This is a genomic window from Pseudalkalibacillus salsuginis (assembly GCF_021646685.1).
Classification (GTDB): Bacteria; Bacillota; Bacilli; order Bacillales; family Fictibacillaceae; genus Pseudalkalibacillus; species Pseudalkalibacillus salsuginis.
In genome coordinates, this window is sequence record NZ_JAKJHW010000001.1 from 784,145 (window position 1) to 797,435 (window position 13,291).

The 13,291-nt window shown below is 43.5% G+C and carries 10 protein-coding genes; 2 read left to right on the plus strand and 8 right to left on the minus strand.

The window, feature by feature from the left end:
• Positions 1 to 75 precede the first annotated feature (75 nt).
• Both L1611_RS03965 and L1611_RS03970 read right to left on the minus strand, forming a co-directional pair.
• Positions 76 to 234, minus strand: coding sequence for a hypothetical protein (locus L1611_RS03965; protein ID WP_225064336.1), 159 nt, complete (start codon positions 232 to 234; stop codon positions 76 to 78).
• 86 nt (positions 235 to 320) lie between these two features.
• Positions 321 to 3,257, minus strand: a complete 2,937-nt coding sequence (locus L1611_RS03970) for a bifunctional diguanylate cyclase/phosphodiesterase (protein WP_236311794.1) — start codon at positions 3,255 to 3,257, stop codon at positions 321 to 323.
• A gap of 184 nt (positions 3,258 to 3,441) precedes the next feature.
• On the opposite strand from L1611_RS03970, the gene L1611_RS03975 reads away from it, so the two are divergent.
• Positions 3,442 to 4,041, plus strand: coding sequence for a superoxide dismutase family protein (locus L1611_RS03975; RefSeq protein WP_236311795.1), 600 nt, complete (start codon positions 3,442 to 3,444; stop codon positions 4,039 to 4,041).
• Positions 4,042 to 4,281: 240 nt separating this feature from the next.
• Here L1611_RS03975 and menC read toward each other — a convergent pair whose 3' ends face one another.
• From menC to L1611_RS04005, 6 genes are all read right to left on the minus strand, one after another.
• Positions 4,282 to 5,391 carry an o-succinylbenzoate synthase gene (menC, locus tag L1611_RS03980; RefSeq protein ID WP_322972508.1) on the minus strand — a complete coding sequence of 370 codons (1,110 nt, stop codon included), beginning with the start codon at positions 5,389 to 5,391 and terminating at the stop codon, positions 4,282 to 4,284.
• Positions 5,381 to 6,862: an o-succinylbenzoate--CoA ligase gene (locus L1611_RS03985; RefSeq protein WP_236311797.1), complete on the minus strand. Its 1,482-nt coding sequence runs from the start codon at positions 6,860 to 6,862 to the stop codon at positions 5,381 to 5,383. The genes menC and L1611_RS03985 overlap by 11 nt, the downstream gene beginning before the upstream one ends.
• Before the next feature lie 402 nt (positions 6,863 to 7,264).
• Positions 7,265 to 8,086, minus strand: coding sequence for a 1,4-dihydroxy-2-naphthoyl-CoA synthase (gene menB / locus L1611_RS03990; protein WP_236311798.1), 822 nt, complete (start codon positions 8,084 to 8,086; stop codon positions 7,265 to 7,267).
• A gap of 1 nt (position 8,087) precedes the next feature.
• Positions 8,088 to 8,909, minus strand: coding sequence for a 2-succinyl-6-hydroxy-2,4-cyclohexadiene-1-carboxylate synthase (gene menH / locus L1611_RS03995; protein ID WP_407681702.1), 822 nt, complete (start codon positions 8,907 to 8,909; stop codon positions 8,088 to 8,090).
• Positions 8,899 to 10,647, minus strand: coding sequence for a 2-succinyl-5-enolpyruvyl-6-hydroxy-3-cyclohexene-1-carboxylic-acid synthase (gene menD / locus L1611_RS04000; protein WP_236311800.1), 1,749 nt, complete (start codon positions 10,645 to 10,647; stop codon positions 8,899 to 8,901). The genes menH and menD overlap by 11 nt, the downstream gene beginning before the upstream one ends.
• Positions 10,644 to 12,044: an isochorismate synthase gene (locus L1611_RS04005; RefSeq protein ID WP_236311801.1), complete on the minus strand. Its 1,401-nt coding sequence runs from the start codon at positions 12,042 to 12,044 to the stop codon at positions 10,644 to 10,646. Before L1611_RS04005 ends, menD begins: the two co-directional genes overlap by 4 nt.
• 291 nt (positions 12,045 to 12,335) lie before the next feature.
• Between L1611_RS04005 and L1611_RS04010 the strand changes: the two genes are divergently transcribed.
• Positions 12,336 to 13,286, plus strand: a complete 951-nt coding sequence (locus L1611_RS04010; protein ID WP_236311802.1) for a 1,4-dihydroxy-2-naphthoate polyprenyltransferase — start codon at positions 12,336 to 12,338, stop codon at positions 13,284 to 13,286.
• Positions 13,287 to 13,291 lie beyond the last annotated feature (5 nt).

Consider the following 13,291-nt stretch of genomic DNA (forward strand, 5'->3'; position numbering starts at 1 on the left):
CCCTGTTAACTTACTGAAAGGTCTCGAAATAGAATGAAGGTTGTTGTCGGAAAAAATTTGTTTTTAACAGAGCTTTCAAAATATGTGATAGTCTTCTTTCGTATGTCCATACTCTTCCCATAAATGATAGATGTCATAATCAGTCGTGTCAATCTTTATAAAACGTTGTAAAAGACCACAAACCCCTACCGTACCAAGTGAGAACGCCATAAAAGAAAGCAAAAAATAAGTCATCCTGCTCTGCCCCTTTCTTATCCTTTTTACTAAGTTTATTGATAAGACAGGTGTGATAGAACCGGATGACTGTCTCCTCGATTTATCTAAAGCGTGCCCTGTTTCTCTTGCAGCAGTTCCTCTATTAAATTGCTTGCCATAGGGCGGTAAAAATGAAATCCTTGAACTTCATTACAGTTTTGGCTTCTTAAGAATGCGAATTGTTCTTCAGTTTCAACTCCTTCAGCTATAACAAACATTTTCATACTATGTCCAAGGGTGATCACCGCTCTCGCAATCGCTGCTTCATCAGAATTTTTTTCAATTCCCATGATGAAGGATTGGTCGATTTTCAGCGAGTGGACATGGAACTTTTTCAGATAGTTCAGAGAGGAATAGCCTGTTCCAAAGTCATCGATCGCTATTCTGACCCCCATCCTTTCTAACTCTTCAAGGCTTTTTATGATGCTCTCTTCATACTTCATCAATGTACTTTCTGTAATTTCGATTTCAAGGAAGCGCCCATCCAAACCGTATTTAGTCAGTACATTGCGGATTGAAACAGTCAAATCTCGTTGAAGAAACTGTTTTGCAGAAAAATTGACCGCCATACGGATCGGCCTGAAGCCTTTTTCCTGCCATCGTTTATTTTGCTTACAAGCTGCTTCCAACACCCAATTATCGATCTGTACAATTAAGCCTGTCTCTTCAGCCAAAGGAATGAACTCAGCTGGAGAAATGAGCCCCCATTGAGGATGATTCCAGCGAACCAACGCTTCCACCCCGATGATTTCTGCTGTTTTCACATCAATACGAGGCTGGTAATGTAATAGAAGCTCATCATTTTCAACCGCTTTATGCAAATCGTTTTCGAGTACAAGACGTTCATAGTTGTTCTCATTCATAGACGGATTATAAAATTCGTATGAGTTCCTACCTTGTTCTTTCGCCCGATACATTGCCATATCCGAATGGACTAGTAAAGTCTCTACATCCTCTCCATCGTCAGGATAGATTGAAACTCCGATGCTAAGGGATATTCTGAATTCGTGTCCCTCAAGGATAATAGGCTCTTCGAACAGCTTGGAAATCCTTTTTGCTAATAGGCAGAGATCTGAGATACGATTTACTTTCGGCATCAAAATCGTAAATTCGTCCCCGCTCATCCGATAGACGGACCCATCTCTGTCAATTAAACTTTTAAGCTTTTCCCCGACTAGTAGAAGAACCCGATCACCAAATGCATGACCTAAAGAATCATTGATGATTTTGAAACGATCCATATCCAAAAATAAAACCCCAGCAATGTCGTTACCATTACTCTTTTCAATGAACTTTCCCAAATCCTGTTGAAATTTTCTTCGATTTGGAAGGTTCGTTAGGGCATCATGATAAGCCATATGCTTGATTGTTTCATCTGTCTTTTTTCGTTCTGTGATGTCCCGAGCTACTACAACGACCTGCTTAACCTCTTTATTCTCAGTCAGTACAGGCATTGCCCTTGCCTCAAGGACGATGGATTCCCCATCACCATGAAAGTAACGACATTCAACATCCTGCCTTTTCTTCGTCTTAAAGAGAGTTTCAAATTTTTGCATAACCAATTTGCGATCTTCTTCATGTATGTAGGTTAAGAAAGAATTCCCCAGCAGAGGTTCTCTACCGAAAATATTTTTATAAGAAGGAGAAATGTATATTACCTCACCCTTTCGATCGAGCATGACAATGAGGTCAGACATATTTTCTGTCATGAGCCTCAACCTGGCCTCGCTTTCTTTCAAAGCCTGTTTGGTATTTTTTTGCTCAATGGCCAGAACGGCAAGATCTGAATACATTTTGATGAGTCGTTCATCCCGTTCTGAGGGAATTCTATTATTTAAGCTGTAGAATGTCATGATCCCAAGGAGGATGTTCTTGCTTGAGAGGATCGGCATCACCCAATAAGCCCGTATTCTATGCTCAGATAAGTGGTTAAGTTGTAAACCCAATGGATCCTTATCAATATCATCCACAATGACCGGTTTTTTCCTACTGGCTGCTCTGCCACAACCACTGGCATTTTCCCCTAACATGAGCTCAGAAAGCTGCATTTTATAACGCTCATCAATCGTTGGAGCCGAAACTAGATGGAGCACCTCTTTTTCACGCGAATATAGGTGTATGGTACATAACACATCATCAATATGATTTTCAACGGTCTTAGCGGTGACTTCCAGTATCTCCTCCAACATGATGTCAGTAGCGATCAATTCAAAAATACGTTTTTGTCCCAACAACTGTGCCTCTGCCTCTTTTTGTTCCTGGATTTCATAACTGACACATACGATTTCGGCTTCTCCTGGCCTTGGTGACATGACATTCATCCGTTGATCGACCCAGAATGAACTGCCTTCTTTATGCAACAACCTTACTTCAATCCCTGTCGCCGTTTGTTTTCCTTGTAATAAATCCTGGATATGGGCTTGGAAATTGACTTTATCACGAGAATCGATAAAGTTTGAAAAGGGTTGCCCGACAAGTTGGTGGTTACAATAACCCAGCTTCGATGCCCCAGTTACGTTGAACGAAACAACCATTCCTGCTTGATTCAATGTAAAATACATCGCTGGTGTATTCTCGTATAAATATTTATACCTTTCCTTGCTGGATTTAAGTTCTGCTTTGATTTTCTTTTTTTGGGTGACATCACGCACAGCTGCAAGAATATAAATGCACTCACCGGTTTTATCCAGGATCGGTGTCAAAATGGTTTCCCCTACCATCATGGTGCTGTTGATTTCCGTGGCCAGTTCATAATATAAAGGCTCTTTCGTCCTGTAAGCCACATCATATGGCTCTTTAAGTTTTTCATAAACCTCCTTCGGCAAAACCTCATCCATCAGTTTACCGAATGAACCCTCGTCAACACCTGAATACTTAATCGCAGAATCATTTGCTGTTACGTATCTGAATTTCGGCCCATCTTCAACAGCCATCAAAAATACCATTTCTAAAAAACCATTGAAAATTGCTCGTAAATGCTCCTCTTTCATTCGATTAAACATAATGTCAGATCCCCTATACCTCTTCTACTCATTTTTACGATCAGATTCTCTCTTTCTATATCATTTATCGGCAATATAACTTACATTTTCGAGGGAAATAGGTAATTCAGATGATTTTTACATATTTATCCTTGTTTTTGGAAAAAATAGAGTAGACCAAGTTATGCATGAGGAGTGTGACAAAATGAAAAAGATCTTGTTATCTAGCTTCGCATCCTTTTTAGCAGTGGCAAGTTTGACTGCTTGCGGAGTACAGGAGAATGGAAAAGAATATAATGCAATACAATCAGAAACAGTGGAAGTGAACAGCTCCAAGGTCAAAAGCGAGGATTCACGACTTTTCAAAATGGTTGATATTTATAACTCGGAAAAGGAAAAAATTGGACAAGCACAACTAGCTGAATCCAATGAAGGTGTGACCATTAAATTGAAAGCGGCCAAATTGCCCCCAGGACCGCATGCATTCCACATTCATGAGATAGGTAAATGTGTAGCCCCCGATTTTGAAAGTGCAGGAGAACATTACAACCCGACGGGAAAAGAGCATGGCTTTGAAAATCCAAAAGGGTTCCATGCAGGGGATTTGCCGAACATCAACGTACGTAAAGACGGTACCGTATCTGTTAGCGTCGTTTCGAAGAACGTTACGCTTCAAAAAGGAAAACCGAACACCCTTCTTGATAAAGACGGCAGTGCTCTTGTGATCCACGAAAGAGCGGACGACTACAAGACAGACCCAGCAGGGAATGCAGGCGGTCGCATCGCATGCGGTGAAATCAAGTAGTTTGTTTTAATGTATCGTTTTAGTGTACCAGGCACCGTTTTAGAAGCCTTGCTATGACTGGATTCTTAATCGGTGCCTGGTACAGTTTAAGAAACCTTGCTACAACTAGGTTCCTGACCGGTGCCTGGTACAGTTTGAGAAACCTTGCTACAACTAGGTTCCCGATCGGTGCCTGGTACACCCTGAAAAGTTATCAAAAAAGGAGCTTTGGTCAGCTCCTTTTTTTCCTTTATGATGGTTTCATGTGATTTTGAAGGTTTCAATCGTGTATCTTTCCAGTTGTGCACGGTTCACTTCATACCCGATCCCTGGCTTGTCTGGAATGATGACTTTTCCACCGGTAAGTTCGATTTCGGGGCGGATGATGTCTTTATCCCAATACCTGGAGGATTCGGTGATATCACCCGGAATGTCAAATCCATCAAGCGTCGTTAAGGCGATGTTATGTGCCTTTCCGATCCCCGATTCGACCATCCCGCCTGCCCAAACTTTCATCTGATGTTTTTTACAATAATCATGGATTTTCAGGGCTTGAGACAACCCGCCTACTCGACTGTACTTGATCGCAATGATTTTGCAACTACCGAGAGCGATTGCGGTCTTCGCATCCTCAAATGATGTAATGCTTTCATCCAGGCAGATTGGCGTTGAAAGAGACTTCTGCAGCTCTGCATGTTCAACAAAATCTCTTGCACCTAGAGGCTGCTCGATCATCATCAATCCGAACTGATCCAACTCCTTTAAGCGTTCGATATCGGCCAATCCATAACTCGAATTTGCATCCGCCATCAACGGCGCATCAGGAAATCGTAATCGGACAGCAGCCATGACTCTAACATCTTCACCTGGCTTCACCTTCAATTTGATCCTCTTATACCCTAGCTTCAACGCTTCATCTACTTTAAAAAGGAGTGCATCCATTTCCCTTTGCATCCCTATGGCGATTCCGACCTCAATTTCACGTCTTCTGCCACCCAAAACATCAGCCAAAGGTTTTCGTAGAGATTTTGCAAAAGCATCCCAAAACGCGGTCTCAAGAGAGGCCTTCGCCATATGGTGACCTCTGTAACGGTCAAACATAGCTGTCAAGTCATCCGGATGACTGATCTCTTTCAGTTCTAAAAGGTCTGGGATGAGAAAATCCTTTATCATATAAAGGCTTGTAGCGGTGGTTTCCTCTGTGTACCACGGCATGTCGAATGCTGAACATTCTCCCCAGCCGGTTATACCTTCAGAAAATTCTATCTCCGTAATCAATAGTGACCGCTTTAAAACAGTACTGACTGCTGTCACGAACGGTTGCTTCAAGGGCATCTCTATTTTATGGATTTTCACTTGTTCAATCCGCATTTTCATCGCCTTCTTCAAGCAAACTGTGCAAGTCCTTCCGTAAAATCTTATTGGAAGCGTTCCTTGGCAAAACCTTTATGAATCGGACAATCTTCGGGACTTTGTAGCTGGCAAGATGTTCTTTACAGTATTGGATCAAGGCTTCCTCAGAAACATCCGGATCTTTCAAAACAACAAAAGCAGCTGGAACCTTCCCCCAGACAGCGTCATCGATCCCGATCACACCTGCTTCTGCAACCGTCTCATGACCAAGCAGACATGCCTCGATTTCTGCAGGATATACATTTTCACCACCAGATATGAACATATCATTCCGGCGATCGAGAACATAAAGGAAGCCATCATCATCAAGATAACCAACATCCCCGGTAGCGAGCCAGCCGTCCTGGATTTTTTCTGCATTAATGTCATGCTTGTTAAAATAGCCTTGTGTGACGTTCGGTCCCTTCACAAAAATCTCGCCCTCAAGGCTTGTTCCATCACCCTCACCAGATACAATCTTAACCTGGGATGGAAATAGCGGTTTACCAGCTGACCCAAGTTTGCGAAAACTGTCTTCAGGCGCCAATGTAACTATCTGTGAAGCTGACTCTGATAACCCGTACGTTTGAAAAACCGGAATATTATTGACTTCACACCTTTTTAACAGTGGGAAAGGAGCAGGTCCTCCTCCTAAAAGCATACAACGGAATCCGCCTGGATATGGCCGAAAGTTATCCGAATCCAGCGCTTTACTCAACATGACGCTTACGACAGAAGCGATCGTGACTCCTTCCTTATAGATGGACTCATTGAAAGCAACCGGCTCAAAGGTTCGGTGCAAGACCATCGGAATACCGTATATGACACTCCGCATTACAATTGAAAGACCGCTGACATGAAAAAGCGGAACTGCGCATAACCAACAGTCGTCATTGCGGATACCAAGATTGAGGGCAGACCCTGTAGCACTCCACCAATGGTTGCCAAACGTCAACATGACACCTTTCGGATACCCTGTTGTCCCAGAAGTGAAAATGATCGAATGGAGATTTCCCAAATAGATGACCTTATCCAATTCGGTATTCGTCTCGTTTACCTCCTTTATCTCCATCATCGTAACGATTTTCCCAAACCGTAATCTTTGTGCTTTCTCCAGATGAGCAACATCTACAATCAACCAATCAACTTCAGCATCGTGCAACTGATAGTCCAATTCAGACTCCGATAACCGTTTATTTAAAGGGACGGCAACAACATGTATCAGATGAAATGCATGAAGCAGAATGATTGTATCTGGATGGTTGTCCATAAGGAAACCTATGTGTTGGCCCTTCTCCAACCCTCTCTTCAATAGTTTTCGAGCTATGCTTTCAACTGACTCGTTCAGCTCTCGATATGTCCAATCCCGATTCTCAAAAACAAGAGCTGTCCGATCAGGGGTTAAAAAGGCACGTTGACTAAGCCAATTTTTCATTTCAAGTTCTGCCATATGTACCACTCACTCCATAATAAAACTCTATACTATAAGAAAAGCGCAAACGCCCTGGTTAACCACGAAGGTCACTGTAAGTTGACGAGGAGGCTGTCGCCGCCGCAGGAGGTCTGAAGTGATCCAAGTGGTTGGGCGTTGGAGCTAGACATCAAGAAAAGCGCAAACGCCCTGGTTTATCACGAATCATTGGAAGACCGACGAGGAGGCTTGAACCAAACAAAGTCCGGTTCTGCGTGGGTAAACTCTTCGACCCTAAATGTATATCGCTGCCGCAGGAGGACTGAAGTGATCCAAAGTGGTTGGGCGTTAGAGCTAGAGATTTCTTCATCGCAACAAAATACCTTCTCATCTTTTTAAAAAGAGGATGCTGGTCCAACAGCATCCTCCAATTGCATATTCTTATGGGAATCGAGGGAATTGTTTAAAGTCTGGCTTTCGCTTTTCTTTAAACGAATCGCGTCCTTCTTTCGCCTCATCAGTCGTGTAATAGAGTAATGTAGCGTCTCCACCCAATTGCTGCAAACCAGCAAGTCCATCTGTATCTGCATTGAATGAAGCTTTCAAGAAACGAAGCGCTGTTGGAGATTTCTCAAGCATTTCTTCACACCATTGGATCGTTTCTTCTTCCAATTTTTCAAGAGGTACGACCGTATTGACAAGTCCCATCTCTTTCGCTTCTTCAGCATTATACTGACGACACAGGTACCAGATTTCACGCGCCTTCTTATGACCGACGATACGCGCAAGATAACCTGCTCCATATCCAGCGTCAAAGCTTCCTACTTTCGGTCCGGTTTGTCCAAAGATCGCGTTGTCTGCAGCGATCGTCAAATCACACACCACATGAAGGACATGTCCACCGCCGATTGCGTAACCTGAAACCATTGCTACTACAGGCTTTGGAATGACACGGATCAAGCGTTGTAGATCAAGGACATTCAATCGTGGGATCTGATCATCGCCAACGTATCCACCATGCCCGCGTACTTTCTGGTCCCCTCCTGCACAGAATGCTTTGTCTCCCGCACCTGCAAGGACGATGACACCGATATTCGCATCATCACGTGCATAAGCGAAAGCATCGATCAATTCATGGACCGTTTTCGGCCGGAATGAATTGTGTACTTCTGGCCGATTGATCGTAATTTTTGCAATCCCATTGTATGTTTCATAGATAATGTCATCGTATTTTCTTTCAGCTACCCATTCTACTGCTGCCATTCTAGACATCCTTTCCATTATGTAGTTCATCCACTACTATTTTAGCAAATTGTGACGGCTTCTCAAGGTGTACGGTATGGCCCGCTTCTTCTACCACCACTATTTTGCCATTCGGAAGCTTCTGCAACATGTCTTCCGCTATCTTGCAGAACTTATGATCAAGCGCCCCGACGATAAGTGTAGTTGGGATTTTAAATGTAGCTAACTTGTCCCACCAGGACGGCTGTACCCCTGTTCCCATCCCACGCAAACAGTTCGCCAATCCGATCGCTGAATTGTCGAGCCTTTTTTCATGTAAAGCCTTCCGAGTTTCCTCAGATAAGAAGTTTTGCTGGGAGTGGAATAACGGAATCGATTCCCAGAATTCAACGAAAGATTCTATGCCTTCCCTTTGAATCCGGTCTGCAAGTCTTTCATCGCTTTCCTTCCGGTCTGCCCTTTCCTCCGAAGTCCGTAATCCCGGTGAACTGCTTTCCAACAACAGATGTTTTACAAGCTCCGGATACATCATACCGAAAGACAGTGCTACCCTTCCACCTAGAGAATACCCTAAAACGTAGGCGCTTTCAATCTTCAACTCTGCAAGTATATAAGCTATAGATTCCGCCGTTTGCTCCCTCGTATATTTTTCTGCCTCTTCAGGATGTTCCGTTTTCCCGTGTCCAATCAAATCGACCATGATGAGTTGGAAGTCGTCCGACCAATCTCGTTTAAATGGACCCCAATCAGCTCCAGAACCGGTAAAACCATGAAGGAGGAGCAAAGGCTTGCCCTCCCCATACTTTTCCACATGATAATGAATTCCGTTCACCTCAATGAACATTGTCATCCGCCCACTTTTTGATTGCATCATTCACATTCTCCCAATATTCCTTATGGAGCTGCACATTTTGTTCACGATCAGTCTTAATCTCGATAACATCCAGACCACCTGAATCAAAACTTTCATTACATGCTTCATCAAATGCTTCCCATGTTCCAACAAGGTGGTAGTTCCCGCCATATGTAGTCGTCGCTTCACGGAAGGAAATACCGATCGGTGTCCCAAACAGGTTCTCGAAATGGTCTGGATAATCCGCTTGTGGCAAGAAGGAAAAGATCCCTCCCCCACTATTATTGACCAGTATGATCGTCATATTGAGTTCATGAAGCTTGGCGGCAAGTAAACCGTTCATATCATGGTAAAACGAAAGGTCTCCAATGACAAGCACCGTTCTTCGTCCTGTAGCTGCGACACCGAAAGCCGTTGAGATGACCCCATCAATCCCGTTTGCCCCTCGATTAGCCAGTCCCATGATCTCTTTATCTGTTTTACCGAAAAAGCTGTCAAAATCCCTGATTGGCATGCTGTTTCCAACAAACAGGGCAGTCTCATCAGGTAAAAGACGTTTAAGCTGTGCAAAAATCTTCCCTTCAAACAGTTCATCCGTTCGTAAAAATGATCCCTGTTCCAGGACAGCAATCTCATTTACCTCCCGCCATTTTCCAAACCATCTTGTACCGCTGCGCCCATCGATTCTTGAGGACAGTTGACGTGAAAAGATACCTGGATCTGCATAAATCATCCTGCCTCCTGAATGCGTCGGGTCACGCCAACCTTCCCCTTCATCAATGGTCCAGTATGTGCAGTCCTTATGTTTTTGAACATACTGCAAATAGGCTTTCGAAACAGGCATCGCTCCAAATCGAATGATGACATCTGGCTTCCATTCCCTCACGACTTCACTCTTTAAGAAAGCATCATAATTCTCAATGATATTTTCTTTGGAATGATGGCCACTCCGTAACGGAGACAACGGATCTGCCAAAACAGGGAACCCGAGTTTTTCTCCCAGTTCTTTTATTGCGGACACGGCATCGTCATATTGGCCCGGTCCACAAACGACGAGACCTTTTTCATACTTCTCCAATTCATCGATCAAAATCTGATATTCAGCTTCCCTCAGGTCTCGTTCACCCGCCATAAACGACAGATAGGAATCATCCTTCCGCCCTGCTTCAAAAGCATTCTCCAATTGGTAACTTGGGAGGAGAGGTTCACGGAAAGGAAAATTCAAGTGTACTGGCCCGCGTTTTGCATTCATAGCGATGGAAATAGAACGGGAAGCATTGGTCCGGGCATACTTAAGCAATACAGGATCATTTTCTGGGAGTGCCATGTCATGAAACCATTTTACGTATTTTCCATACATCCCGATCTGATCGATCGCTTGAGGTGCTCCGACATCTCTCAGTTCATGCGGACGATCTGCGGTCAAAACCAATAGCGGCACACGTGATTCATACGCTTCTATAATAGCAGGATAGTAGTTTGCAGCAGCCGTCCCAGACGTGCAAACAAGCGCGACGGGCTTCTCTTCCGCCTTTGCGATCCCAAGGGCAAAAAAAGCCGCTGAGCGTTCATCAACACTCAACCAAACTTTAATGTCAGGGTGCTGTGCAAACATAAGTGCCAGCGGAGTAGAACGGGATCCCGGGCTTATGACCACATCCTGTACCTTTGTTCTACTCAACTCATCTACAAAAGCTCCAACATAAGCTGTCAACGGATCTAGAGTCATGCAATTGATCCTCCTAGTGCGGAGAGCATCGGCTTCAGTTTGATCAGTGTTTCTTCATACTCACTTTCAGGATCAGAATCTCCGACAATCCCGCATCCTGCGAATAAAGATGCGTAATTATCAGAAATCAGGCCCGAACGGATCGCAACAGCGAACTCGCCTTGATCAAAATGGTCGATCCAGCCGATAGGAGCAGAATACCATCCTCGATCGATCTTTTCGTACTCTCTTATAATTTCTACGGAACGGAGCTGTGGCAACCCTCCTAAAGCTGGAGTCGGATGAAGGCGCTCGACAACATCCAGAAGAGGAACTTCCGTCGCTTCTTTAACTTCCACAGGTGTATAAAGATGTTGGATATCCCGGCCTTTATATAGTGAAGGTTGGTCGGGAACATCAACTGAACCCGCCACTTCTTCCAAAGCACCACGGATCATCTGTACCACGTAATCATGTTCTTCGCGATTTTTTTCGTCTGCAAGGAGAAGTCTGCCTAGGCGCTCATCCTCCTCATAATAGACGCCTCTCTTGATCGACCCTGCTAAACAAGTCGATAACAGCCGATCATTCTGTTTTCGTACCAGGCGTTCAGGTGAAGCTCCAACAAAACACTTATGCCCCCGCTCAAAAGCGAAAATGAAGCTGTTCGGCTGCTGATTTCTTAGATTGACTAGTGTTTCGAATGCTGAGATTTTCGAATCTGCTTGTGCAATGACTTCCCTTGCTAAAACAACTTTATCCAGTAGCCCTTTATTGATCATCGAAGTCGTTTTAACCACAATATCCTTCCATTGGTCAGGGTCGATTTCAGTCAGCGAAAAAGAACGTTTCTCAGCTGTATTTAACGGAGCCTTCTTCAATAGTCCTGCACTTTCCCGAATTCCTTTTTCAAAAAGCAGATGGATATCCGAATCAGGTCTTACGAACAAATTTGTCGTCAAATACGCTTTGTCACGGATTTTTGAATACAAATGAACAGGTAAAACAAAGCTGGCGTCCGAATAATTCGTCCATAATGGCGTCTTATCCTTTTTCGTATCAAATGAAAAACCACCTAAAAGCAAGGGGCCTGTACCATAAATATATGTTGCATCATAATCCTCAAGCTGATCGTCGATAATCGCTTTCCATTGACTTTTGATTTCCGAAAAACGATCCTCTCCATCCACATCAAAGCGAAACGCTTCACCGATACCGACAAAGCTTGATTTATTTGAATCCGACCAAAACGAACGTTGGCCATTATATAAAAACCTCCCATTATTAAAAACGACGAGCGGGTCAATCGTATCAACTTGAATCCTATGGCTGACTAGAATTTCCTTTTGAGTCAGTTGTGCTTTTTGCTTTGCACACTCTAATCTCACAAGCAATTCATGTTGTTTAACAACTGCCACTGCTATCCCCTCCAACATCCTGCGACGTTCTATATCTATATATAACCTGAAAACAGGCTCAGTTCTTACATGCTTACACTAAAAAAGACATTCTCATATCGATACTATTATAAAGGAAAAAGGCTTGTTTTTCCATTGTGCGTCATTCACAACTGTTTCCAGCTAATGTTGTTGACACCTATACTCTCATTGCATACACTTAAAATGGTTTAAAATACGGTCAGAATGCTTTAACAAGGCATCCAACAGCCACATTAAAGCATTCTTGAGAATAAAGGTGAAAGATTCATTATGGAACAATATTTTACAGACCCATCCAATCAAAAAGAAATATCTTCTATCATCGAATCCAAATGGAAAATCTGGTATCGGCAGCTCCGTCCTCACACTTTGACAGCATCATTCATACCTGTATTCATCGGTGCAGCTCTCGCTAATTTCTATACAACGTTAAATTGGTTGTTGCTAATTGCCATGCTTGTTGCTTCGATGTTGATCCAGGCCGCTACTAATCTATTCAACGAGTATTATGATTTTAAACGTGGTCTCGACACTTCAGATTCTGTAGGGATCGGCGGCGGCATAGTACGTGATGGTATATCCTCGAAAACAGTACTGAATGTCGGGCTTGCTTTCTTTCTGCTCGCTATATTGCTCGGTATCTATATCAGCGCGACGACCTCCTGGTGGATCGCCATCATCGGTTCAGTCTCCATGGCGGCTGGATACTTTTATACCGGTGGTCCCTATCCTATCGCCTATACGCCACTAGGTGAAGTAGTTGCAGGGTTTTTCATGGGATTTGTGATCATCCTTATCTCATTTTATATTCAAACTGGCTTTGTGACGACAAATAGCATGCTCATTTCCATTCCGATTTCCATTTTAATCGGTGCGATCCTGATGGCAAACAATATTCGGGATTTAGAAGGAGATAAGGAAAGAGGACGTAAAACATTGGCGATATTGCTTGGGCATAGAAGAGCGGTTCAATTTCTTGGAGGGATGTTCGCCTTTTCGTTTGCTTGGATTCTTACGATGATATTCATAGGACAGGCTTCTTTTTGGCTGCTGATCGTCCTCATCAGCATTCCAAAAGCTGTCAATGCCGTGAAACTGTTCAAAGGACAACGAGAACCATCCAAAATGATGCCAGCGATGATTGCTACTGCCCAAACGAACACAGTATTCGGTTCTGCATTGACTGTCGGTCTGATTGTCAGCTATCTTATCCAATATTAAAACGG